Annotated in this window: 26 protein-coding genes; 8 read left to right on the plus strand and 18 right to left on the minus strand. The window is 66.7% G+C overall.

What is annotated here, in order from left to right; genetic code table 11:
• Nucleotide 1: 1 nt before the first annotated feature.
• Nucleotides 2-4528, minus strand: coding sequence for an RHS repeat-associated core domain-containing protein (locus tag ACIP6U_RS08360; protein WP_401714266.1), 4527 nt, complete (start codon nt 4526-4528; stop codon nt 2-4).
• A 208-nt stretch (nt 4529-4736) separates the two neighbouring features.
• The gene (locus tag ACIP6U_RS08365; RefSeq protein ID WP_401714268.1) at nt 4737-5384 is read right to left on the minus strand and encodes a hypothetical protein; all 648 of its coding nucleotides are present in this window, start codon (nt 5382-5384) and stop codon (nt 4737-4739) included.
• Nucleotides 5385-5450: 66 nt separating this feature from the next.
• On the opposite strand from ACIP6U_RS08365, the gene ACIP6U_RS08370 reads away from it, so the two are divergent.
• Nucleotides 5451-5768, plus strand: coding sequence for a hypothetical protein (locus tag ACIP6U_RS08370; RefSeq protein ID WP_401714270.1), 318 nt, complete (start codon nt 5451-5453; stop codon nt 5766-5768).
• A gap of 48 nt (nt 5769-5816) precedes the next feature.
• Here the strand turns inward: ACIP6U_RS08370 and ACIP6U_RS08375 are convergent, their stop codons facing one another.
• The 9 genes from ACIP6U_RS08375 to ACIP6U_RS08415 form a co-directional block, all read right to left on the minus strand.
• Nucleotides 5817-6233 (minus strand): TadE/TadG family type IV pilus assembly protein, encoded by a 417-nt coding sequence (locus tag ACIP6U_RS08375; RefSeq protein ID WP_401714440.1) that lies wholly within the window; start codon nt 6231-6233, stop codon nt 5817-5819.
• A 41-nt stretch (nt 6234-6274) separates the two neighbouring features.
• Nucleotides 6275-6715, minus strand: coding sequence for a TadE/TadG family type IV pilus assembly protein (locus ACIP6U_RS08380; protein WP_401714272.1), 441 nt, complete (start codon nt 6713-6715; stop codon nt 6275-6277).
• Complete coding sequence (locus tag ACIP6U_RS08385) at nt 6715-7164, minus strand: TadE family protein (protein ID WP_401714274.1); 450 nt, start codon at nt 7162-7164, stop codon at nt 6715-6717. The genes ACIP6U_RS08380 and ACIP6U_RS08385 overlap by 1 nt, the downstream gene beginning before the upstream one ends.
• Before the next feature lie 63 nt (nt 7165-7227).
• Complete coding sequence (locus ACIP6U_RS08390) at nt 7228-7479, minus strand: hypothetical protein (protein ID WP_280878613.1); 252 nt, start codon at nt 7477-7479, stop codon at nt 7228-7230.
• A 68-nt stretch (nt 7480-7547) separates the two neighbouring features.
• Nucleotides 7548-8471: a type II secretion system F family protein gene (locus tag ACIP6U_RS08395; protein WP_401714277.1), complete on the minus strand. Its 924-nt coding sequence runs from the start codon at nt 8469-8471 to the stop codon at nt 7548-7550.
• Nucleotides 8468-9466 (minus strand): type II secretion system F family protein, encoded by a 999-nt coding sequence (locus tag ACIP6U_RS08400; protein ID WP_401714279.1) that lies wholly within the window; start codon nt 9464-9466, stop codon nt 8468-8470. Before ACIP6U_RS08400 ends, ACIP6U_RS08395 begins: the two co-directional genes overlap by 4 nt.
• A gap of 1 nt (nt 9467) precedes the next feature.
• Entirely contained in the window at nt 9468-10772 is a 1305-nt protein-coding gene (locus ACIP6U_RS08405) for a CpaF family protein (protein ID WP_401714281.1), read from the minus strand.
• Nucleotides 10769-11617: a hypothetical protein gene (locus tag ACIP6U_RS08410; RefSeq protein ID WP_401714283.1), complete on the minus strand. Its 849-nt coding sequence runs from the start codon at nt 11615-11617 to the stop codon at nt 10769-10771. The genes ACIP6U_RS08405 and ACIP6U_RS08410 overlap by 4 nt, the downstream gene beginning before the upstream one ends.
• 17 nt (nt 11618-11634) lie before the next feature.
• Nucleotides 11635-12348, minus strand: a complete 714-nt coding sequence (locus ACIP6U_RS08415; RefSeq protein WP_401714285.1) for an RcpC/CpaB family pilus assembly protein — start codon at nt 12346-12348, stop codon at nt 11635-11637.
• Between the two features lie 1270 nt (nt 12349-13618).
• On the opposite strand from ACIP6U_RS08415, the gene ACIP6U_RS08420 reads away from it, so the two are divergent.
• From ACIP6U_RS08420 to ACIP6U_RS08445, 6 genes are all read left to right on the plus strand, one after another.
• Nucleotides 13619-14275 carry a hypothetical protein gene (locus ACIP6U_RS08420; RefSeq protein WP_401714287.1) on the plus strand — a complete coding sequence of 219 codons (657 nt, stop codon included), beginning with the start codon at nt 13619-13621 and terminating at the stop codon, nt 14273-14275.
• Nucleotides 14276-14481: 206 nt separating this feature from the next.
• Nucleotides 14482-15294, plus strand: a complete 813-nt coding sequence (locus ACIP6U_RS08425; protein WP_401714288.1) for a hypothetical protein — start codon at nt 14482-14484, stop codon at nt 15292-15294.
• A gap of 92 nt (nt 15295-15386) precedes the next feature.
• Entirely contained in the window at nt 15387-15704 is a 318-nt protein-coding gene (locus ACIP6U_RS08430; protein WP_401714289.1) for a hypothetical protein, read from the plus strand.
• A gap of 116 nt (nt 15705-15820) precedes the next feature.
• The gene (locus tag ACIP6U_RS08435; RefSeq protein WP_401714290.1) at nt 15821-17044 is read left to right on the plus strand and encodes a putative T7SS-secreted protein; all 1224 of its coding nucleotides are present in this window, start codon (nt 15821-15823) and stop codon (nt 17042-17044) included.
• A 24-nt stretch (nt 17045-17068) separates the two neighbouring features.
• Complete coding sequence (locus ACIP6U_RS08440) at nt 17069-17734, plus strand: hypothetical protein (RefSeq protein ID WP_401714291.1); 666 nt, start codon at nt 17069-17071, stop codon at nt 17732-17734.
• 30 nt (nt 17735-17764) lie between these two features.
• Complete coding sequence (locus tag ACIP6U_RS08445) at nt 17765-18433, plus strand: hypothetical protein (RefSeq protein ID WP_401714292.1); 669 nt, start codon at nt 17765-17767, stop codon at nt 18431-18433.
• A 127-nt stretch (nt 18434-18560) separates the two neighbouring features.
• Here ACIP6U_RS08445 and ACIP6U_RS08450 read toward each other — a convergent pair whose 3' ends face one another.
• Genes ACIP6U_RS08450 through ACIP6U_RS08475 form a run of 6 tightly spaced genes read right to left on the minus strand, consistent with a single transcriptional unit; the run spans nt 18561 to nt 22735 of the window.
• A complete protein-coding gene (locus ACIP6U_RS08450; RefSeq protein WP_401714293.1) occupies nt 18561-19223 on the minus strand; it encodes a hypothetical protein in 663 nt (220 codons plus the stop codon).
• A gap of 56 nt (nt 19224-19279) precedes the next feature.
• Nucleotides 19280-19843, minus strand: coding sequence for a hypothetical protein (locus ACIP6U_RS08455; protein ID WP_401714294.1), 564 nt, complete (start codon nt 19841-19843; stop codon nt 19280-19282).
• On the minus strand, nt 19840-20508 hold the full coding sequence (locus tag ACIP6U_RS08460) for a hypothetical protein (protein WP_401714295.1): 669 nt from the start codon (nt 20506-20508) through the stop codon (nt 19840-19842). The genes ACIP6U_RS08455 and ACIP6U_RS08460 overlap by 4 nt, the downstream gene beginning before the upstream one ends.
• Nucleotides 20505-21083 carry a hypothetical protein gene (locus ACIP6U_RS08465; RefSeq protein ID WP_401714296.1) on the minus strand — a complete coding sequence of 193 codons (579 nt, stop codon included), beginning with the start codon at nt 21081-21083 and terminating at the stop codon, nt 20505-20507. The genes ACIP6U_RS08460 and ACIP6U_RS08465 overlap by 4 nt, the downstream gene beginning before the upstream one ends.
• Before the next feature lie 51 nt (nt 21084-21134).
• Nucleotides 21135-22433 carry a putative T7SS-secreted protein gene (locus ACIP6U_RS08470; RefSeq protein ID WP_401714297.1) on the minus strand — a complete coding sequence of 433 codons (1299 nt, stop codon included), beginning with the start codon at nt 22431-22433 and terminating at the stop codon, nt 21135-21137.
• On the minus strand, nt 22430-22735 hold the full coding sequence (locus tag ACIP6U_RS08475) for a hypothetical protein (protein WP_401714298.1): 306 nt from the start codon (nt 22733-22735) through the stop codon (nt 22430-22432). The genes ACIP6U_RS08470 and ACIP6U_RS08475 overlap by 4 nt, the downstream gene beginning before the upstream one ends.
• Before the next feature lie 77 nt (nt 22736-22812).
• Between ACIP6U_RS08475 and ACIP6U_RS08480 the strand changes: the two genes are divergently transcribed.
• On the plus strand, nt 22813-23505 hold the full coding sequence (locus ACIP6U_RS08480; RefSeq protein ID WP_401714299.1) for a hypothetical protein: 693 nt from the start codon (nt 22813-22815) through the stop codon (nt 23503-23505).
• A 66-nt stretch (nt 23506-23571) separates the two neighbouring features.
• Here ACIP6U_RS08480 and ACIP6U_RS08485 read toward each other — a convergent pair whose 3' ends face one another.
• On the minus strand, nt 23572-23877 hold the full coding sequence (locus ACIP6U_RS08485; RefSeq protein WP_401714300.1) for a WXG100 family type VII secretion target: 306 nt from the start codon (nt 23875-23877) through the stop codon (nt 23572-23574).
• Nucleotides 23878-24008: the final 131 nt, after the last annotated feature.

Raw genomic sequence — 24008 nt, forward strand, 5'->3', positions numbered from 1 at the left:
CTCACCCCGTGAATTCTCCGACGTAGTAGAAGGTTCCGTAGTGGTCCGGTGTGTAGTACGCGGGGCCGGGACCGTCCTTGGGAGTGAGGAGGCGTTCGGTGCCTCTGATCTCCTTGCCACAGCCTGGCGCACTGCACTGCGGGAGGTCGACCTTGGCGTTGACGTCCCATTCCTTGTACTTGCCCCCGGGCAGGACGGATTTGTTGTTACCCCAGTTGGCGTTGCCATGGTATCCGTCGACCTTCCCGATTCCGCCGGGCCGGGCATTGACCTGGTCCAGCATGTCCGAGGCGTGTCGTGGCGCTGGGCCGGGAAGAATTCCAAGGCCCTCGGGACTGCCTGTGTCGCCGCCGTGCTGATGGCACAGAGGGGCCAGACCCAGCGGGTCGGACCAGCTGTGGGGGTTGTGGACGTAGGCGACGGGGTTCGGTGCCGGGAGCAGGCCGAGGGGGTCGGGGCTGGTGTAGCGGGCGGTCTCGGGGTCGTAGTGACGGTGATGGTTGTAGTGAAGACCGGTTTCCGGGTCGTGGTACTGACCGGGGAAACGGAGCGGGGTGTATGCCGTCGCCTCCCGGTTCCAGGCCGTACTTCCCCAGAGGGTGGACCGGGTGCGCCAGGCGACCTCTCCGTCCGAAGAGACCAGTTCGGTCGGGGTGCCCACAAGATCGGTGACGATGGCGAAGAACCGCTCGTCGATGGTCTCCTGGGGCGTTTCGGCAGCCCAGATGCGTTCGGCCTGGCTCAGCGGGGAGAGCCCGTCGTGGTCCCAGGTCAGCGTGTTGCGTACGTCTGTGTCGCCCTGCTCCGTGGTCTGTTCGCAGAGCGTGTTGCCGTCCCAGGTGAAGACGGTGCGCTCCAGAACGGTCTTCCCGTCGGCCCCGATTCGGAGCTTTCCGGTTCGTCTGCCCAGCGGGTCGTACGTGTAGTTCCAGCGGCTGCCGTCCGGTGTGGTGACGGCGGTGATCCGGTCCTCGGCATCCCATTCGTACCGCCAGATGTCCGGTTTACGGGAGAGCCGGGTCTTACGGCGTACGACCACGCGTCCCTGAGCGTCGTACTCGTAGTGAACGCCGCCGGCCCTCGTCAGCCGCGTACCCGCGTAGTCGCGCGACCCGGTGGCCTCGTGGCCCGGGTGCTTGGCCGGCCACGAGGCCTCGGTCTGGTTGCCCGCGGAGTCGTAGGCATAGCGCTCGCTCCAGCCCGCCGCGTGTACCGCCGTGACGCGGCCCTGGGTGTCGAGGTCGAAGCTCCGGCTGCCCGTCCGGGAGTCCTGGACACCGACGAGATAGCCGTCAGGGCTGTAGGCGTAGGAGCGCTCCGCGCTCCGGTGCTCTCCGGGAGCAGCGGTCGCCTGCGTGATCAGTCGGTCAAGGCTGTCGTAGCCATGGGTGAGGGTGAAGGCGCCGTCGAGCCGGCGGGTGACTTCGCGGTCCGCCGCGTCGTGCTCGAAGTCGATGACGTGACCTGCCGTGGCAAGCTGGACGCCACGTCCTGCGGAGTCGTACGCCCAGGTGCTGCGCGCGCCCGAGGGGGTGGTTCGCAGCGTCCGGTTGCCTGCTGCGTCGTAGGCGAAGCTCATGGTCCGGCCGTCGACGGTCTCCTTGACGCGACGGCCGGCGGCGTCGAGTTCCACGTGCACGCTGCTGTCCGGGCCGACAGCCCCGGTCAGCGAACCGTTCGCCGTGTACGTGTAGCGGGTTGTCGTGCCGTCCGCGTCCTTGGCAGTGATCTGCCCCAGCGCATCCCTCTGGTACCGGACGGTCTGCTGAAGAGCGTTGGTCCGGGTGGCGAGACGGCCCGCGGCGTCGTAGGTGTACCGGGTGGTGCGTCCGTCGAAATCGGATTCGGCGAGGAGTTGACCGGCCGGGTCGTAGGTGTAGTCCCACGACAGCCCCTGAGGGTTGGTCACTTGGGTGAGGCGAAGCTGGGCGTCGTGTGTGAAGGCGTGGCGTTCGCCGCTCGGACCGGTGCGCGCGATGAGCCGGTCGAAGTGGGTGTACTCGAATGTGCTCGCGCGACCGACGGCGTCGACATGGCGAACGCAGTTGCCCTCGCCGTCGTACTCCCAGCTCTCGTGCGACCCGTCCGGGTCGGTGCGGCCGGCGAGCAGGCCCTCGACCGTCCAATCCAGGCGGGTCTCATGGCCGAGCGCGTCGGTCACCGCGGTCGTCAGACCGAAGGAGTTGTACACGTATCGCGTGGCGTTGCCGAGGCCGTCGGTCGCTGTCAGCGGAAGGCCGGCGGCGTTGTTCACGTAGGTGGCGGAACGGCCGGACGCGTCCTGGGCCGCGACAAGACTGCCGTCCGTCCCCCGGGTGTAGTGCGTGGTCGCACCGACGGGGTCGGTGATGGCGGTGACGTTTCCACGCTCGTCGTTGGCGTACTGCCAGGAGGAACTGTCCGGCAGGGTCACGTCGGTGGGAATGTGCCGGTCGTCGTACGCGACGCTGACGACCGATCCGTCGGGCCGGGTCACCTCGACCGGTTGCCCCACCGTGTTGTTCACGAAGGTGGTGCGGTACCCGAGTTGATCCGTCGTCGCGATGACGTGCTGGTGGTCGTCGTAGGTGGTGACGACCGTGCCGCCCAGGTGGTCGGTCTCGGCGACGACCAGGCACTGGCCGTCGACGACGAAGCGAGAGGTGGCGCCCTCGACCGTGGTGACAGTGGTGACGCGGCAGTCGGGGCGGGTGGGATCGGTCCCGTCGTACGCGACGGTGATCGCGATGTGCCCGGCCTCGCCGCCCTCGGCGACGCAGCGGTCCTGGTCGTCGTAGGCGTAGTGGTAGCGGCTGTGGTTGGTGTCCTCCCACGCGGTGACACGCAGTCGCTCGTCGTAGGTGAACTGGAGCGGCAGCCCCGAGGAGTTGGTGACCGCGGTGAGATTGCCTTCGGTGTACCCGTACTGCTTGACCGCCAGGTCCGAGCCGTCCTCGGCCGCGCCCACCAGGGCGAGCGAGGTGACACGTCCCTCGTCCACGGTCAACTTGAGGTGGTAGCCACCGGAATGGCGGATGGCCTGTGGGGTGCCCTCGGCGTCGTAGTCGAAGTCGATGGTGTTGTCGTTGCGGTCCGTCATCCGCGTGAGCAGGCAGATTCCGTCACGCGGGGCCGCGAACAGCCGGCTGTGCCCGGTCAGCGGGTCCGTGACGCGGTAGCCGCCGTCGGCCAGACGCGACAGCGGTCGGCGCGGTCCCTGCTCCGGCAGTACGGACGCCTGCGGCCCCTCGGGATGCGGGTAGGCCAGCAGCAGCCCGTCCTCGGTGACGAGGACCACTCCGTGGGCGTCGACTTCGAGGCGCTGGTCGATCGTCGAGGCCCAGGTGGGGCCGAACCACCAGCCGCTGCGGTAGTCCGAGGCGACGCGTCGCGTGAAGGCGAGCGGGAGGACGCCGGGCAGGGTGACGTCGGTCTGCGGCAGGTACATCGCGCCGGACGCCATGTCGATGGGGTCACTGCCCTTGGAACGCACAAGGTTCTTGACGCGGTTGTACGCGCCTTCCGCACCGTCGGCGAGCATGCCGCGCGCGTTCTTGCCCAGCCCGCGCAGGCCGAGCCCCACGGTCTTGAGATCCTTCGCCGCGGCCAGCCCGCCCTTGAGCCCCTTGGCCAGACCGCCCAGAGTCGTCAGGCCCTTCATGCCGGGTATGCAGTCCAGCGCGGCAAAGCCCACATCCCATAGGGACGCCTGTCCCTTGGAGTATTTGTAGAGCGTGTCCGCAAGCACAACGAGCGCGGCAATGAGCACGATGGCCCCGAGAATAGGCCCACCGATGATCATCGCGACGATGCCGAGCACCGCCACGACCACCTTGCAGACCGTGACGATGGTGTCCCAGTTGTCCTCGAACCAGTCGCCCACGTCCTCCCACCACGACCGGTTCTGAATACCCGCGTCCGACGCCTCGTCGATCTTCCGCTTCGCGTCCCCCGCCGCCTCATCCCGCATCTGACGCGCATCCGCCGCCATCTTCTTCGCCGCGGCCAACGCATCCTGCGCATCGGAGACGTCCGACTGGGCTTTGGTGTGGGCCGACTTGGCGTTCTGCACATCACGTGTAGCCGCCCGGACCTTCGCCTCATCCGGCTTGTCCGCATCCGACTTGCTGCCGGTCGGATCGTCCTTGTACTTGTCCGACTCCTTCGACGCCCGCGTCACCCAAGAGTCGGCGGACGAAAGCCGGGACTGAGCCGACGAGAGGTTGCTGCGGGCCTCCCGCGCCTTCACCAACGCCTTGTCCGCCAGCGCCTGCGCCCGCTCCAGCTTCGGCCAGAAATCAGTCAGTGCGCTCCCGCACAACTCGTACGACTTCTTCAGCTTCTTCAGATTCTTCGGCACACCCGAGAACTGATCCCGGAACACCTCCGCCGACTTCCCCGCCCACTGCAACGTCGCATCGTCCTCAGCCATCCCCTTGACCAGACGCAACGCCTCGGAGACGTCATCGGCGAAGTCGTGCAGGGTCTTGGCCAACGTCCGCACCCGGTCCGGGTCACCCGGCGTCGGATCCCTGTCCAGATCCAGCACATGCCAGTCCGAAGGCCGATACCCCGCCATCCCGCAACCCCCGTCACGCGTACAACACCATCAACACCCGTATGCACACGCGAACTTACACGGCACCCGCGTTCGAAGTGAAGGTCGCCATGTGCACGGCCGGCGCGCTCGCACACAATCCCCTCATACAGACCTCGTCCGTGCGCGGAACAGGGCAGATACTCCAGGTGAAACGGGCTCAGCCCGTGAACCGGAACGTAGAAGTGATCGCGTCGAAGATGTCGAAGAACGAGTCGGCAAGATCCAGCACCTGACTGCTCCCCGCCACCAACGCAGCCTTGCCCTCCTGCCCCGGCACCGGAATGAACGTCTGCATCAGCACAGCACGCACCGTGCGGTTCAGCGCGTCGTCCGGTACGACGATGTCCTCGATGCCGTACGTACGGGCGGCTGCCCCCACCCCCGGCAGGTCGACCGTCGTCACCTTGCGCCAGGAGTCGCCCTCCTTCTTCGCCTCCTTGGACGACAGACCCGCGGCCATCGCGGCCGGGTCGGTCGAGAGAGGGGCGCCGTCGCGCGTACGGCCACCGACCATCGAGACCGTCACCGACGCGGTGACCGGGGTCGCGCCGCCGAAGGTGTCCGCCATGCAACCGCAGTACAGCGCACCGGACTTCCACGCCTCCCCGGCGGCCTTCTGGAGGAACGCCGTGTACGTGTCCCGGTACGGCGCCAACTCCGGTTGCTGCTCGACCCGTTCGGTCACCATGCGGTGGATCGAGTCGTTCCGCGACTCGGGCCGTACGTCGAACTCCCACCAGGACTCGGGCACCTTGATCAGGAACCCTCCGCGCTCGATCGTGAGCGCCTCCATGTATCGGGCCATGACGTCGGCCTCCCTTCCGTTGTACGGTGCCGCCAGACTACGAGATCGGGATCGGGGGACGGTCACATGGGCAAAGGCAAGAGCGATCTCGCGCTGCCGCTCAGCGAGCTGGAGGAGTACGGGGGCAAACTGCGCTCCCTCAAGACCCGGCTCGACCACACCAAGAAGCTCTTCGAGTCCTACCGTGACGACATTGGCGACGGCCGTGTCAACGACGCCCTCGGCGACTTCGAGTCCAACTGGGAGGACGGCCGCGAGGACATCACCCAGCAGCTCGACTCCCTCGCGGAGATGTCCGACGCCGTCGTCCGGGAGTTCCGGAAACTGGACCTGGACCTGGAGAAGAAGGTGAAGGACGGGGTCAAGGAGGAGGAGCAGAAGTAGCCGGCCCCTGCCGGGGAACCGACCCCTCCCGGGGGACCGGAACCGCTCTCACCCCACCTCGTTCCGCGCCACCGCCTGCCCGTGCACGACCACGTCCCCGCCGTAGAACATGCCACTGAAGACGGGCGAGTACGTCAACTGCACCTCGACCTCGACCTGTTCGGCATCCGCCTGCACACAGTGGGTCGCCGCGATGTCCGCACCCCGCATGTCCATCTGGCGGGCGAAGGTCTTCACCCGGGCGTCGCAGTCCTGGTAGTTGATCGGCGCGGGGCCGCCCTCGTCGTCGTAGAGCGCGTCGAGGTCGATGTCCTGGGCCGCGTACCGGGCCGCCTGTTCCGCTATGTCCGCGGCGCGTTCGCGCTTGGAGATGGACAGGCCGCCGTCGATGACGAAGGCCGACAGGGAGAGGAAGACGAGCGCGAAGATGATGACCGCGCCGGCACCCGAACCCCGGTCGTCCATCCGGGCCCGGCGGGACGACAGCCACGTACGCACGTATCGGCTCACACCGTCCTCCGGAACGGATCCAGCGGCGAACTGAAGCTCGCCGTCAGGCGCGTCGGCACGTCCAGGCCGAGCATCGCCAGACCTCGTACCTCGCAGCTGACCTCGACGGTGAAGATGGTATCCGGCGCGAAGCCCTGACTGGTCTGTACGACGGTCACCGGCCCGGAGCAGACGTCCTCCAGGTCCGCCGAAGCCGCCTTCCTCGCCTCGGCCATGGCCGTCCCGTGGTCCTTCTGGATCGAACCGGCGCGGGCGGCGTCCCGAGCGGCACCGTCCAACGCGCCCCGCCCGTCGACCAGTTGGCCGAACGCCACCAGCACCAGGATGAACAGGATCATCACCGGCGCCAGGATCACGACCTCGATGGTGGACAGACCCCGGTCGTCGTCCCGGTGCGGGAGCCTGCCCCGGATCCTGCCCCGGATGGGGAGTCGCATCAGTTCTCCCCCTCCCGCACGAACCTCTCCACCGGCCCCTCCGACTGCGCGTGGACCGTCAGATCCAGCCCGGGAAAGACCGAGGGCACCCGTGCCGTGATCTCCACGCCGACCGTGTTCTGCTCCGGCTGGAGCATCGTCACGCGCGGCGACAGGACCAGTTGCGGGCCGAGTTGGCGGATGTAGCTGTCGACCACGTCCTGGGCCTCGCCCCGCCAGGCGCCCGGCTGGTCGTGCGCCGTGGCGCGGGCCTTGCGGGCGCCGGCCTGGGCCGCCGCCTGGGCCACGTGGTCCGCGAAGAAGTACAGCGCGAACTGGACCGTGGCGAAGATCATGAAGAACAGCACTGGTGTGAGCAGCACGAACTCGATCGCGGTCATGCCGGACTCACCGCGGGTGGAGGCGGCCTCCACCCGTCGGCGTACCCAGCGATGTACGCGCACCGACATCCCCGTTCATCCCCGTTGCAGAAATCGACGTATGTACAGAACTGGCAGGCTCTGTACGGGCGTTCAGCAGGTCTTGCCGGCGTCGGCGCCCTTGATGCAGTTGCCGACCTTGTTGGCTCCGTCGCTCAGGGCGGCGTTGATGATCGCCGCGACCACGCCCACGATCGCCACCACGACGGCGGAGATGATGACCCACTCCACCGCGGAGGCGCCACGGTCGAGTTCGCCGGAGCGGGCCCGCTGGACGCGGCCCTGAAGGAACGTGACCAGGAAGTCCATGGCCGGGATGCCGGTGCTGAAGTTCCTTGTGTTCATGGTGAATTGTCCTCTCAAAAGGTCTCTGTCGCTGGTTGCTCGGCTCTCGCCTGCCGTCGCGGCTCGCGTCATGACACCTGGAACACCCGCATCGCCGCCGGAAAGATCAGGAACACCAGGAAGCCCGCGCACAGCAGCAGTTGCGCGACGAGCATCGACTGCGACTTCTCGCCCGCGCTGCCCTCGATCTCGGCGAGTTCGCGGTGCCGCATGGTCTCGGCGCGGGAGGCGAGGGACTCCCGGACCTTCGCGCCGTCGTCGGCCACCAGGGCGAGGGAGGCGGAGAGGTCCTTGAGCTCCTCCACGCCGATCTCCTCGCCGAGGTGGCCGAGCGCCTGCCACTGGCTGATGCCGGTGATGCGGGCGTCGGCCAGCGCGTTGCGGATGCGCTGGGTGGCCCAGCCGTCGGAGACCTCGGCTGCGGCCATCAGCGCCTCGGGCAGACCGCGGCCGCCGGCCAGGCTCATGGACACCAGGTCCAGATACGCCCCGATCACGCGCCGCAGGTCCCGCCGCTTCTCGGCGGCATCGCGCCGCACCTCAAGGTCGGGCAGGAGGAAGAAGACGAGTGCGAACGCGAGCGCCAGCCAGACCGGGATCATCGGGCTGCTGCCGACACCCAGCGTCCAGACCACCGCGAACAGGAACGGTCCGAAGAACAGCCCCGCCACCGACAGCAGCACCTTCGTCGCGAGGAAGTTCTCCCAACTCCGGTCCAGGACGGCCAAGTCCGCGCGCAGGGAGCGCTGTTCCCACCCCTGCTGCATGTAGAACTCGGAGACCCGCGCGCCGACTTGGGCCCGCAGCGAGCCGATCCGGCCCGCGTCGGGCGCCGTTCGGGACGACTCGTACGCCGCCCCGCGCACCCGCATCGCGTCGATCCGCGCGACCTGCGCGACCGCGCTGCGCTTGGACGGCATGAGGGCGCGGACGAGGGCGTAGATACCCAGGCCCAGGACCGCGCCGACGACGATCGGCATCGTCAGGTTCACCGTCGTACCCCCTCTTCCTGGTGACCCGGCCCGGCCGCACCCGGCGTGCCGGCAGGCCCTGCCGGGGTGCGCGGCCGGACGAACTGCACGGCCGACTCGTCGCGGACCAGGAAGCGTTCGGGTGTCTCGATGGTCGACAGCTTGCGCAGCCACCAGAAGCCCAGCGCGAACAGGCCGCAGACGCAGGCGAGTACGAGCTGGCCGACGGGCGTCCCGTAGGGCTCGACGAACTCCCGGTTGAAGATGGACAGTCCGAGCACGAAGGCGATCGAGACGGCGACGACGATCTGCACCGAGCGGCGGGTGGAAGCCCGTTGGGCCATCACGCGCTGGCGCATGTCGACCTCCTCGCGCGCCGACTTGGCGAGCGCGCCGAGGACCTGGCGCAGACCGGGGCCGCGCAGCCGGGCGTTGAGGATGAGGGCGGCGACGATGATGTCGGCGGACGCGTCGTTGATCTCGTCGGCGAGGTGCTGGAGCGCCTCGGGCAGCGGGGTGCGGGAGCGCAACCGGTCGACCAGGGCGTCGAGATGGGGCCGCAGGACGGGTGCGGAGGCGCGCGCGGACGCGGGGATGGCCTGTTCCAGGCCGACCGCGCCGGCGATCGTGTCGCGCAGCGACTCCGTCCAGGAAGCGAGGGCCTCCACCCGTTTCATGGCGGCCCGTTCCTCCCCGGCGCCGCCGAAGAGGCGGTCCCAGAAGAAGACGAGGATGCCGGCCGCGATACCGGCCACCGCCCAGCGGGTCAGCAGCAGCACGACGAGTCCGACGATGGCCGCGAGCGAGCCGCGCTGTCCGGCGAACCGGATCAGCTCGCCGGCGCGTTCGGCCGCCTTCTGCTTCTCGTGGGCGGGCTTCGCGGGCAGTCCGCGTACGGCGACGACGAACAGCGCGAGTCCGCCGCCGACGGCGACACCGCTGCCCACCGAGTACAGGACGGTCGTGGAGAACAGGCCGCCCAGGGAACCGAGCGAGCCGAGAGCCTCGTAGGTCATGTCACCCCCATCCCGTGGGCCGGTAGCCCTGTGCGATCAGATCCTCCAGGCAGGCCAGCGGCGCGTGCGGGACGACCCGGCCGTCCGGGGTCTCGGCGAACACCTCGCTGGACAGCACGCGTCCGTCGACGCCGTTGACCTCGCGGACGGAGGTGACCATGCGCTGGAGCCGGCCGCCCGTCTGGAATTCGTTGCGCCGCTGGATGAAGACGACGAAGTTCACCGCGCCGGCGATGAGCATCTGGCTGGCCTCGATGGGCAGTCGCTCGTTGGCCTGGAGGGCGTAGGTGGAAATACGGTTGAAGACCTCGCTGGAGCTGTTGGCGTGGATCGTGGACAGCGAACCGTCGTTGCCCTGCGACATCGCGTTCAGCATGGTCACGATCTCGTCGCCGAGCACCTCACCGACGATGACGCGGGAGGGGTTCATACGGAGGGATCGGCGGACCAGCTCCGCCATCGCGATGGCGCCCTGCCCCTCGGAGTTGGGCAGCCGCTCCTCGAACGCCACGACGTTGGGGTGGAGTTCGGGAAAGGTGTCGAGCCCGAGCTCAAGGGCCCGCTCGACGGTGATGAGCCGCTCATGCGGCGGAATCTCGTTCGCCAGGGCTCGGAGCAAGGTGGTCTTACCGGCGTTGGTGGCACCGGCGATCATGATGTTCTTGCGGGCGCGGACCGCGCAGGCCATGAAGTGGGCGACTTCAGGGGTGACCGTGCCGTTGCCGACGAGGTCGGAGATGAAGACCTTGCCCATGCGGGCGCGACGGATGGAGAGCGCGGGCCGACGGGCCACGTCCATGACGGCCGACAGACGCGAACCGTCGGGCAGCCGCAGGTCGAGTTGCGGGTTGGCGGAGTCGAAGGGCCGGGAGGACAACCCCGAGTAGGCGCCCAGCACTTGGATGAGCTCGATGAGTTCCTCGTCGCTCTCGGCGACGGGATCGGCCTTCACTTCCTGCCCGTTGGCGTATCCGACGAACACCTGGTCGCACCCGTTGATGTCGATGTTCTCGACCTCGGGGTTGTCCAGCAGCGGCTGCAGCCGCCCCACACCGAAGAGCGCGGCGTGCACGGCGGCGGCGTACTGCTCCTCGGTCTCAGCGTCCAGAGGCGTACGGCCGGCGTTGATCTCCGTCCGCGCGTACTCCTCCAGCATCTGGGCTATGACCGCGCGGGCGTACTGCCGTTCGTCCTCGTTGGACATCGGCGTGACGCCGTCGGTCTGGTCCAGGCGACGCTGTTCGGCGATCCGGTCACCGGCGTCCTGCCGGAACCGCTTGACCAGTTGATGGTCGACAGCCGTCATGTCCCGGCCCCCGCATGCCCGTTGACATGACCGTGGGTGGACGCGGACCAACTGGCGCCGAACTGCTGGTACAGATCGGCGGTGACCTTGCGGGCGGACCGGATGAGCAACGACTTCTCGAGCCGCCCGCGCTTGCGCCCGGCCAACTGGTCGGCGCCGGCCGGGTCGTCGGCGATGGTGCCGACCACTCGGGCGCCGGTCTGGGCGTGTACGAGCATGTCGTTGACCTGGTTGGCGAGCTTGCCGGCGTTGTTCGTGTCGGCGATGAGGACGACACCGATCAGCGGCGTCCCGAGGCTCGCGGCACCACGGGGCCCGCCGTGCAGCTTGTTCGTGAGAGCGGCGGCCCGGTCCCGCACCCGGGCGATGGCCTCGGGCTCGGTACGGCTGATCAGCAGCACGAGCGCGGCATGCGGAAACAGCTCGACAGCGGGCGTGTCCCCACTGATCCGCCCACAGTCGGCGATGACGTCGGCGGGCGCGTTCGGGGAGTCGGCGAGCGCGGAGAAGGCGTGCCCGAGGGTGGGCCACAGCCCGGCGAGCCCGGCGGCGTGCTCGGCTATCCCGAGCCCGACGAGCACTTCGAGCCCACCGCTCAACGGCTGTACGTGGTCCCAGAGTTGATCGGGCACGAGCCCACGCCGAGCGGTGGCGGCGATGGACAGCATCCCGGTATTCGGATTCAGCGGCCCACCGTGCGCGGCGGCACTGCGGTACACCAGGTCCCCACCCGCCGGATCGGTCTCGGCGAGCAGGACACGACGCGGCCACACCGCGGCGAGGGCGACGGCCGCGGTGGTGACGCCGGGGGAACCCTTGTCGGCGGCGAGGGCGATGAGGGCCATTTTCTGGGGGTCGCCTTCTAGTTGCCGGGGACGTGCACGATGGCGACCGAGCCGGCGGACGCGGCCCGCGTCACGGCGGCCGCGTCGTCCTGATCGACGAGCAGCGTGAGCGAGAGGTTGCCGGTGGTCACGGTGGAGTCGTTGTCCTCGGCCTTGGTGTTGACCTTCGCGTTGTCGACGATGAGACCGCCGGAAGACGTGGAGGTCGACGAGCCGGTCTTGTCTCCGCTGGAGCTGCTGGTGTCGACGTTGTAGACCGCGACGGTGTCACCGGGCTTGATATCCGACGGGTACTGGCCCTCCTTGAGGGCGACACCGACGGCGGCCTTGCCGGCCGGGAGGCCGGTGCCCTTGGTGAACATCTGACCCATCACGACGGTGCCGGGATAGATCGTGGACTTCGCCTTGTAGCCCCTGAGACCGCCCAGCTGTGACCACTCGACGTAGTTGATGCTGTCGTCCTTGGCCACCATCACGGAGGTCACGTCACTGTCCTTGACGGACTCGCCGGCCTGGATCTCCTTGGTCACCTTGACGACCTCGATCCGATCGCCGGCCTGCAGCACAAGCATCGTTGCACCCAGCGCACCGACCAGGATCAACAGCACCGCCAACGCGGCCAGCGCGGGTTTGCGCTCGCGAGGAGGGGTGGGAAGCCGGTCACCGACCCCCGCCTGAGCCGGAACCGCGGAACGTCCCGCGCCCGCCCCCGTACGCTCTTGGATCTTCACGCAACCGCTCCCCGTACGCCCCAGATGGTTTCTGCCACCACGATGGTGTCTGCCACGCCTGCCAAACTCTCTATAAAACCGGACACTTCACCAGATCCCCTTGCGACCTGGGCGAATGCCATCGCCGGGGGTGAGTGTCAAGCCATCGCACCGTATCAGCCACACATAAGCCCCTCAAGGCGCATCCCAGCCCTCGCTCCGCCCCGGCCCCGCCGTTATCCATCTGCAACTAGAGGCGCATCTTCCCCGGTTACGCCCGCCCCTTGCGACCCTCCACCTTCTGTGCGGTCGCGAATCCGCGCCCGCCCCGACATCCTTTCCGTAGCGGGGCGTTCGTCACGGGGTGGCCATGAGGCCTGCACGAATCACTCACGAGGCTGAGGGGGCGTCGTGGCATGACCTTGGCTCGCGAGCGGGGCTCACGCCATGAGCGGAATGTCGCCGACCGGCGACAGGGGGTGCTGAGGCAGGCCTCAACCCCGCACGCACGCAGCGTCCGCCTTCTTCCAACTCATCTGCTTCACTTGCCAGTCGCCGACGGAGTCCCTCTGCGCCTGAACGGCGAACCGGATGAAGTCCTTGTCGCTCGGCTGGGGGTGAGCCCGTCGTTCCTGACCGTCGCGACTCGGTCGACAAGGTATGCGAGGGCGGGCGCGGCGAAGTAGCAGTTCATGTTGGCGGTCTGGCCAACCCCCTTGGCGAAGTGCTCCTCTCGGCCACACTAGACGCGGACGGCGTGGCGGCATCGGTCGGACTGTTGCCCGAGTCGCTACCGCAACCGATCGCAGAGAGGGCAAAAGCAACGAGAAGACCGGCCGCGACCGTCCCCCGTCGCGCGGTTGGCATCAACGCTTTGTGCCCTCAGAGATAGACGAACGACGTGCCGAGCGACGATCCCGTACGCGAAGGTCTCCAGCGCCGCGCCCATGCCGTCGCGGTCGGGGTCCCGGGCAACCAATGAACTGCAAAGTACGTGCCTAGAACAGGTTTCCGGGCGTGCGGTCGCAAAAGCGGGAGCGTGGACGGGCGCTGCGGGGTGGGGCACTGCAATCGCGATACGGAACCCCTGGCAATGCGGGCTCCGGTGTCCACTCGATCGTGTCTGTCACCGACCGCTGCTCTTGCACGATAGGGGCACCTCACTCAACCATGAGAGACCGTTACGCCCACAATTGCCCAGCTTCGCCTTCGGGTTCGCGCTGGTGAAGTCCAGAACCCCACCGATACCGTTTGCTCTCTTGCTGATCTTCAGTCTCACGGGGAGTCCACAGTGAAGCGCCGCACTTTGCCCACCGCTGTCGCGCTGGCCGCAGCCACAAGCCTGCTGCTGACGGCTTGCGGGGGCGGGGACGACAGCTCCCGGGCCAACGACAAGATCGCGGGGGTCGACGCCGGCCGCCGCTCGGCGTCGACCCCACCGAGCGCCGTTCGGCGGGACAACGCCGAGCGGCCGAAGATCACGCTGCCGGAGGGCGTCAAGGACGACTTCGAGGGCTGGAAGACGGGTGACACCACGAAGGACGCGATCCTCTCCGATGCCGGCCAGGCGCGTCTCGCCCTTGATTACGCCGGCGCCCAGGGCAACACCAAGGAACCCGCCATGAGCTTCTACTGGAAGGGCGACGCACTGGCGGAAGCCGTCCACTGGGTGAAGTGGTTCGTCGACAACAACTCCACGTACGTCGGAACCGTTCGCTACTACGACGCGAACGTGACCGTCTCCAGCGAGTCGTCCGCCGCCGCCGTCTACTGCTCGGACGAGAGCAAGGCGTACAACAAGGACAAGACGACTGGGAAGGTCGATATCACCGCTGCAACCAGCAAGGCGTACGTCCTTCACAACACGCACCTCGAGAAGGACGGCAAGGGCGTGTGGCGGACGGCGGGCATCGTCTCGCAGCGGGGACACAAGTCGTGCATTCAGTAAGGGTGTTGGAGAACCGAGCAGCTATCTGCACCTTGTCGACGCTCTGCGTTCTCAGCGCGGGCTCGGCACACGCGATCAGAGGTGGAAGCGAGCCTCCTGGGGCCGTCGACACCAGCGCCGACTCCCAGAATCAGTCAATCGCCTCTCGAGTGAGATTCGGCCTGTCGAAGAACGGACGCGGGGAGTCCACCGGAACAGTCACAGCCATGGGCATATGGAGTCCCCCTGCGTGCTGGTACGAGCCGAAGGACACCCCGGAGGAGAAGGAGCAGCAGTACAGGGATCTGCTCGGTTCCCCTCTCTTCTCCGGTAAGAAAGAGGCTGTCGAGGGGATGGAGTACCGCTTCAAGGACGGCCACCCCTATACCGATTTCAACAAGAAGAAGACCGGCACCGGTCTGTTCTGGACCTCGGCCCGTGACAACAGCCGGCCCACGGACCCGGGCATCTGGGAATGCCGCGAGCCGGACTTCTGGGTGGCCAACGGCGAGACTCCTCCGGTCGCGAACGCCATCGACGCCGAAACGCTTGCCGGACTGGCCTACAGCCGAATTCTGGTTCCCGACACCGAGGTATCCCTCGCCCCGGAAGGGCCCACGAAGGTCAACCTCCCCACGTGGGCCTGGCTCGACAAGACCGACTTCCACAGCGTGTCGGTGACCGCATCCCTCAGCGTCGGCGGCTGGAGGGCCTCGGCCACGACGACCGCCAGGCCCGTCTCTCTCAAGCTGGACCCAGGCACAGCCGACGCGACGACATACCCGTCCGACGGCGAGTGCGCCATCAACCCCGACGGCTCCATCGGCGAGCCCTATGCAAAGGGAAAGGCCACCGAAACGCCTCCTTGCGGTGTGGCCTACCTCCGCTCGTCCGACGGAGGCACGTATCAACTCAGAGCCACGATCACGTGGGAGATCTCCTGGGAGGGGTCCAACGGCGAGCGAGGGAGGCTCCCGAATGGTGCCTTCGGCACGGACCAGGACGTTGTCGTCCAGGAGATCCAGGCCGTCAACCGCTGACGCGGCAGCACGGACCGACCGCCGGGGCAGTGGACCGGCAGCTCCTGCCGACTCAGACGGCGACAGATCAAACGGGAAGAGGAACCCGGCACATGGCTGACCGGCTCGCCGTGGACGGCGGCGAACTCGCGCATTTCATGAAGCTCTTGAACAAATCCAGCACCTCATTGAAGGGGCTGTGTAAAGCCTTGGGCGATGCGAGCGTCACAGGACTGGGTACGGACGACCTGGACTCGGCATGCGAGGACTTCCAGGAGGACTGGAAGTACGGGACCGACGAGATTGCCGAGCAGACCGAGGGCCTGGCCAAGATTATCGGCCAGAACAAGAAGAGCTACGAAGAAGTGGACAAGGCACTGGAAGAAGCCTTGCGGAAGTCCGGGAACGGGAGCGCGGGAGGCAAGAAGTGACTGTTACGCCAGGCTTGGAACCGTCCCCGTACGGTAGTTCTCCCGCCGCCCGAAACGGCGCCCTGCCTCAAGGATTGAAATCCTCCCCCACCATCCCGAACCCCAACTATCCACACTTGGGCTTCAATCCGACCCCGGGTGACACGGATACGGTCCACGAGCTGTACAAGAAACTGAGCAACTGTGCCAAGGTCCTGGAAGAGACGCACGGAATCGTCACCAAGCTCATGGACGGCAGCTACTGGAAGGGCGACGCCGCCGTAGCCTTCCGTGAACAACTCGAAGGCGGTCCCCTCCCGCTCAACCTGAAGAACGCAGCGCACTCCATCCGCAAGGCCGCCCGACAGCTCAACAGTTGGGAGGGTGAACTCGAGGAGTTTCAACGACGAGCCAACAGGCTCGAACAGGACGCCAAGGATGCGCAGAACCTCGTAGACACGGCAAAGGGACACGCCTCAACGGCGAAGAAGGATCCGGGCCTTGACGCCAAGGGGAGTCGGCACGACAAGGCGCAGAAGACCCTCACCACCGCCGACACAGCGGTGCAACAGGCTCAGGCCGAGCTCGACAAGGTCATCGGAAGGGCCAAGAAGCTCGCAGCGGAGCACGAGGAGAAGTCCCGGTACCGGGCCGGAAAGATTCGTGACGCCACGAAGAAGCTGGCGCCGCACGAACCGGGCTGGCTCGAGGACTTCGCCGATTGGTTCACCGAAAATCTGCCTGACATCCTGAGCTTCACCGCGGGTGTCATCGGCTTGGTGGCTCTGTTCGTGGCGACGGGAGGAACAGCTGCGGCCGTTCTGCTGCTCGCGGCCGCCGCACTGAGCGCCTACGCCCTCATCGAACGATTGCTTGATCCTGAAGTACTCGCCTCATTGAAGGACGGCTTCACCGAGGGTGAGTTCGACTCCGATTTCTGGGGAAACATCGTCAGCCTCGGAGGTGATGTCTTGGGGCTCGTTCCGGGCGTGACAGTGGTGAGCACAGGTGTCCGCGCAACGGTGAACACTCTGCGCGCCGGCGAGGAGGCAGTGACCCTCGGAAAGGTCGTGACGACGTTCGGCAGTAAGACGATGAGCGAGGCGAAGGCGATCTCCGACCTGGGGAATCCCGCTCTGGATCTCGTAGTGCGCGGCGCGCGCGATTCCGCGCGCGCCGGAGAGATCGTGGAGATCAGCTCGGCTTCACTCGGTGTCGTGACCGCCGGGTATGGTCTGGTCTCCAGTGCGGTGGATGAGCTGGACAACGACGGTGTCACAGATGGCAGCACGGGTGTCGACGGCGTAAGAAGCGTCCTGGACGGCGGTGCCCTGATCGACCTCGCCCGGCACGCCTTCTGACTGAGAGGACGAGAGAGAACCGATATGAGCCCCGCAGACCACCCCGTGGCATGGGAGCACCCACCGACCCGCCGGGCCTGGCTGAGGCAACTGGCGGTGAACGCGCTCGGTCTCGTCGGCTGGGTCGCTCTGTGGTTCGCGCTTCTTGCCGTCCTGTCGATCTTCCTGTCCCCCGGGTACGCGATCGCCATCGCACCGTTCCTCGTGTACGCCTTCTACCGAGCCTTCCTTCAGGTGTTCGTCTTCCCCGCGATCTTCCGAATGCGGCGCACTCTGCAGGTGTACCCGTGGCACCTGCACAGCGACGCCCCGCGTGGTCTCGCCGACAGAACCGACGTCGTCGGCAGGCAGTACGGCTGGTTCGAGTTCCCGAACCCGGCCCGGCCGGAGGAGCGGCTGCCCATGGTGTTTCCCCGCCACTGGGGGGTGGGCTGGTGGAGCCGGCGTATGGCTCCGCGCGCGACTCCTGAGCTGAAGGCCCAGATCGGTGTGGTGTGGCTGGCGGGAGACCCCCGTTTCATCGGCGTGCTCGCCGCGCCCTCGTCCGACGGTTCCACGCCTCGGCGGTTCCGCTTCCTGCATCAGCAGACGGGTGCGGACGGAGGTCGGATCTCTGTCACCGATTGGGGCGCCACCGTCGAGGACATCGAACGAGGGCACCGCGCCGGGATTCGGCCTGCCCGTCCCTGACCTCCTCGACGACAACGAGATCTCACCGTCATGCACTCCCGCATCGCCATCACCATCGCCGATTCCGTCAATGACCCGGGCGCCGGTATCTGGTTCGCCGTACCCGGCGGTTTCACCGAGATGCCGATGGACGTCTTGCTCGCCCCTCCCTCGTCCACCGAGGCGAACCGACTCAAAGAAGCGCTCGCCCCACTGTTGGAGGCCATTCCGGACGGCGTCACCCGCCAACAGTTCATCGCCCAGCTGGCGTCAGGACAACAACTCCTTCGTGCCCTGCGCGAGGTGGGCACGGTTCATTGCTCACTCGGAGTGCACCGAGACGACGCAGGCGAAGACTGCGGCAGAACCCTGCATTCCCTCTTCACCGTGTCATGGCGCGACGTTGCCTGGTCCCCGCGTGCGGTGAGCGCGGCGCGAGCAGTCGCGTCGACGGAGGAACACACGCACATCGAGTACCTGGACCTGGCCAGCGGCCCTGCGTCGATGGGCGAAACCGTACGCAGCCCATCTCCGGAAGCCGGACTCCCGACGACCCCTCTGCTCCAGATCTACGCCTACCTGCCCCACCCGGACTGCAGACGCCTGGCGGTCCTCATGCTGAGCACAACCGCGGTGGAGCGGCGTGACCAGTACCGCGCGATCCTCCGACAGATCGCGGAACTCACCAGCTTCGGCTCTCCCTTGACCGAAGCCCAGTAGAAATCCACCACAGAGCTACGGACAGGCACCGCCGGACTGTCCGACGAACGGCGACAAGAGACTTCTGGCCATCAGGTGCCGCCGACCCAGTAGGCCGTGGGCAGCGAGCCGAACTGGTCGGCGGTTTTCATTCAGTGCCTCCATCGACGAGGGCCGCGCTACCTCCCGCAACGAGCGGAGCAATGCGCAGGGTCCGAACCGCCTCATCGGCCAGTTCCGTGATCTGCTCGGTAAGAGCGACCTCCTCCCAGGTCACCGTGACCACGATGAGGCTCTGCAGATCGGCCGGAAAGACGGCGTACCTGACGAACTCGGTGAGCTTCCGGCCGAAGCCCCACATGCGCTTCACCTGGAGCATGGCCTGTACGCGCACGGCCGGCCCGGCGGTCACTTCGAGATGGGAGATCTGCGGAACCCCCGTGATCTGGGCGTTCCCCCACTCCAGAAGCAGCGGCGTGACCTCGTCCGCCCCTGGGCGCGGCACGCCCTCATCACCGTAGGAATCGACCATCAGGTTGGCCAGAGCCTCCCCAGCCTCTGAGTAGTAAGCCGCGGCGAGGGTGGGCACGTCCTCGTTGAGGTCGACGGCCCGTTCGACCATGTCGTCGATGACCGCACTCTTCTCGATCTCCAGGGCGAGGGGGTTGAGGTTGTTCACCACCTCGGTGGCCAGCGCCATGGCCTCAGCCGTCGTGCCTTCGCGCAGTGTCAGATCGATCCAGCCCGGCTGGAAGTCGAAAGCGCACTCGAAGGTCTCCTCCAGCGGAGCGCCGTCGCCCGGTGCGGTCATGCTCTGTCCTTTCCTGTGGGCATCGCCCGAGGGCCTTTCAGGACGGCCTGAACGCATCACACGATCCAGCGCAAAGACTCACCGATAGCCGAACACAGCCGGTACATCGGCCCTGTCGTCCCACCGAGAGGTATCGCGAACCCGAGGACCAGGTAACCGACAGCTCCGGGCATCTGGACGTACAGATCCATGGTGGTCGGAGTGCGGATTCGTACGGTCTCTCCCGCCGGGAGCCCGATGATCGACACCTCGGTGTCCTGTGCGTCTGTCCCTCCCCTCGCCTCGAAAGACGCTCGTAGGCCATCGGGGGTCAGAGACCCGGTGCGAGGGATCAGGGAAACGATGAGCGAAGCAGGGAGAATCCCGCCGTCGTCCAGCTCGGGCTTGAGGAAGAACTCCAAGGCGCCGTTCCTGACACCGGCTTCCGCGGTGTTGCGAAGGGTCACCCAGACTTCCTGCTTGGTCTCGGCCGGAGCGCCCCTGCCCTCGGCCTGATGGTCCACGAAGGTCTTCAGTTGTGCGCGCCAGCGGTCCTGTGTGAGGTCGATTCGAAACCAGTCCCGGGGGACCAGGAGCCGGTAGTCGCTGGGCGGGGCTGTCGCGTCGGAGTGCGGAATCATCCAGGCATCACAATCGACTTGCCCGACTCGTTGAACAGGCGGACGCTCTTCACCACGCCGGCGAACATGGCCGAGAAGACGTCCCAGCCCTTCGGCGTGGGAGTGCTCATCTCCAGGACCAGAGCCGTGCCGTTGTCGAGTGGTATCTGAACCTGGATGAAGGACGTCACGACCGGCTCGTCGCTGCCGGAGGCCGTGAGACTTCCGTCGAGTGTTCCCTTACGAGTACCTATGCAGGAAACGGCCGGACCACAGGGAAGAGCGATCTCGCCGACCTGCCCGATGCCGAGGTGACGCATGGTCGAGGCGAGGAATCCCACAGGCTGAGCTCCGGCCCGCTCATCCAGGTCGATCATGCTGATGGTGACCGTCGCCGTGCAGCGCTCGTCGTCCACTTCGGTCAGCACGAAACCCGAGTACTGGATCCCGGCCTCGATGAACGAGTCGTAGTGAGCGGCGACCATCACCGCCCACTGCAACTGCACCTCGAATGTCGCCTCCGGCATCACCGCTCGGGACATCTCTATGAGCTGTTCGGCCGTCGCGTCCAGATCCTCTGCGTCCATCGGGATCTCGAAGAATCCCTCCGGCATGATCCACCGGACGTCGATGCCCGGACCTCCGGCCATGCCTTGGCGGTTCTCCTCAGCTGCGATCGCACTCACGACAGGCCTTCTCCATCGGCGAACTCCGCTTCGTCCACTTCGGGGTGGAAACCGGCCGCGAACGGATACGGGCCGTAGTGCGGATAGTGGGCGGGAATGTCTGCGCCTTCTCTGCGGGCCAGGTGCGCCAGCTCGCGGTACCTGCGAGCCCGGGCCCGGAGATTCTGCCGGACGGGATCGCCCCAGTGAGCCATGGCGGTTCGCACGAACAGGGCCAGCAGTATCAGTACGACGGCGACGGCAACGACGGCATAGCCGGTACGGGTCGCACTCGACTCCCAGTACTGCACCACGCCGCCCCAGTACACAGCGGCACCGAAACCGATGATCGCCAGAGGGACCCCGGTCTTGAATCCCGCGTTGAACATCTCGATCTCGTCGTGATGCCGGCGCCGGAGCATACGAAGTACACCCCGGTCGTCGAGGAAGTCGAAGCGGAGTTCCTCGGCCGACCGCTCCGCGAGTGTCCTCGCTGCGGGAACGGCGGCAATCACCTCGCCGGGGACGAGTTTCGTGGGATCGGTTCCCCTGCGGCCGACGAATTCCCATTCGCCGAGGTCCGCTGCTTCACTCATGCCGTCCGGCCCCCTTCCATGGAGCTTCCATCCGTAGTCGGATCGTTGCCGCTATGCGGCCAGCGCAGCGTGGAACGGCTGCGGCGACGGCCCGGGGGACGGGTTCGGCGTGGGCGGCGCGGCAGGCGACTGCTCAGGCTCCTGGTAACCGGTCGACCCACCGTTCTCCCCACTGAACATCCGGTGGAGCGCGCTCGCGAGTCCGCTGCCCTTGATGGCTGCGGTGATCTGCTTTCCGCCGAGCGGCTTGAACACTTCGGGAAGCTCGGGAACAACGGCTCCGACCCTCGAAACGGCGAGCCTGTTGCCGAGTTTCAGTCCTCCTTCCAGGACCTTGTTCGTCAGGCCGACGCTGAGGCCGTTGAGGAAGTTGTGCCCGATCCCGTCGACGGCGGCGATACCCCTGAACGAGCCCCAGGTGCCGAGCTTCCCGAAAGCGCTGAGCTTGGAGACACCCTTGAGGCCGACGAGTGCCCTGAATCCCTTCATCGCCCCCAGCCCGGGAAGCACACCCAGGAAGTCGGTACCCAGCTTCAGCCAGTTGACCTTTCCGCCGCGCACCGACATGTCGTAGGCGTGGCCGGCCAGGGCGGCCGCGCTGGAGAGGACCGCGAGGGTGGCGAAGATAGGAACAAGGAACTGCAAGGGTGGAATGAACGCGCAGATGACCGCGAGCACGGACAGGATCGCGGAGATGTTGGAGAAGCGGTCCGCCCAGTCGGCGAGCCAGTTCATGAACCCACCCGGGTCCCGCACCGCGTCGTGGTGCACGACATCCTTGATGTGCCGGGCGGCGCGATCCCCCGCGTCGTCGAAAATGTCCCTCGCGTCTTTGACGTCCTTGCGTGCCTGACCTATCCGGTGCAGCGCATCCTCGCGCTTCTTCACCCAGCGTTCGTACTCGGGCTTGTCGGCCTCGGGTATCTGACTCACGAGATACTTGTCGGTGAACTTCTTCACTTCCCGGTCGGCGAGGTCATGATCCGACTTCGCCTCAAGGTAGTTCACCAACGCCTTGTCGGCCTTTTTCTGGGCACGGTGCAGCTCACCGGCGAATTCCTTCGACTCGCCCTCGGCCACCTTGGTTCCCAGCGCCTTGGCCGCCTCGTCGTATCGCTCGAAGGATTTCTTGAGCCGGTCACCGGCACCGTCGGCGATCTCGTTGAAAGCGCGTCCCGCGTCGCTGTCCCAGCCCTCCACCGAGGACAACGCCTTGATGGCCCGCGCCTGTTCATCGATCATGTCGGCCATCTTGCGCAACTTGCGCCCCAGGGCCGCCACTTCATCGGGATCACCCGGCGTGGGATCCTCGTCCCACAGCGGCGGCCAGTCACCGGATCGCCTGCTCACTTCTTGCCCTTCCCCGTAGCGTCAGCGATGGCCTTGGCCAACTCGTGGTCGATCTCTTCGTACTTCTGGGCCGCGGCCCCTGTGTACTCGGCCAGCTTCTTGAGTTCCTTCGACAGTTTCTTCCGTGTCTTCTTCCACGTGCTGCCGAAGTCGTCGAAGGCATCTTTCAGGCCACCGTGCCCCAGATCGTCCTCATAACCGTCCGCAGGATTCCCGTGTTCCTCGAACTCACGTTGAATCTTTCCCAGAGCACGCGAACACCCCTTGATCATGTCGAGGTCGTACGCGATTCTGTCGGCCATTGAAGAATTTCCCCCATCGTGAACATGAGACACTGCTGCACGGCGTCCCCTGCAGCAGCAAGGAAGGTGAGACGGGTTTGTCCAGGAGCACCGACCGCACCATACGGAACCGCCTCGGCGTGGCCACGGACGCCGGGGCATGGTGCACCATCGGCAAGATTCCCGAGCCGCCCGCGGACGTGTACGAGGCTTCTGGGGCCGGCCCCTTGCGGCCGGCGTTCCTGAGGCCTCTCGGCATGCTCGGCGCCGTGCTGGTCGCGCCCTTCATGCCGATCGCCATGCTGTTCAGCCTCCTGGCCTCAGGCGAGGAGGCCCTGAAGCGCCTGCTGTCGACGAAAGAAGAACGCGACCGTGCCCGCGCCGCGGACCTCGATGTCGAGCGACGGGACAAAGCCATCGTCGAACTCGGCCTCGACAAGACCTTCGACGGCAACTGGCATGGAGCGGCTGCCCAGTTCCTGCTGCGTTGGTACAGCCATTCCTCCCACCACCAGCGGTTCGTGCTGCTGGCCCAGGGCCGCATCCTGCTGGCCTCGCCGCCCAAGCGGGTGTCCGTCCGCAGGGACGAGCGTATGCGTGTCGTCGCCGAGATCCCTGCCGGCGAAGCCGTCCTCGAGGACCCGCTCCCCGCGTACGAGAGCAACAAACTGCGGATCCGCTTCAAGGACGACACCTGGCTGACCCTGACCTCCGAGGAATGGCGCAGCGACCTGCACAAGTACCTGATGCGTCACCCGGACACCGGTGAGGGCCAGAGCACCGAGGCATGAGACGCGGGTGCGATGGGGGCACAAGGCCTGTGCCCCCATCGCACGGACGCGCAACGGCCGCGTCGATCAGCCCTTGGCCGACTTAGCCAACTGATCGTCCAGCTGCTCGTACGCTTCCTTCGCCTTCTTCAAGAAGTCCGAAAGCCCGTGCAGCCCCTGGATCGTCTTCGTCGCACCCTTGGTGAAGTCCTTCATGGAGTCGTCGTACGCTCCGGAGGCCTTCTGGGTGGAGAAGCCGTTCTCGACCAGTGCCGAGACCCGCTTCTCGACCGACTTGATCTTGTCTTCCAGGTCGTGCATGTCCTTGATCAGGTCACCCGCGACCTTCTCCATCTCGGCATAAGTAAGGTCTGCGTCTTTGCCCTTGCCCATGACGGCTCCCTCCCGTTGGTGTGGCCTCAGGGCCTTCCCCCGTGGCACCGTTCGTGCGAACCGTCCCACCCGTACCTCGGTACGGCGGTAGTCCGCACGAGCAAAGATCTTACGGGTGCGACCCGTGGGGC

It is taken from the genome of Streptomyces sp. NPDC088794, assembly GCF_044750545.1.
Lineage (GTDB): Bacteria > Actinomycetota > Actinomycetes > Streptomycetales > Streptomycetaceae > Streptomyces.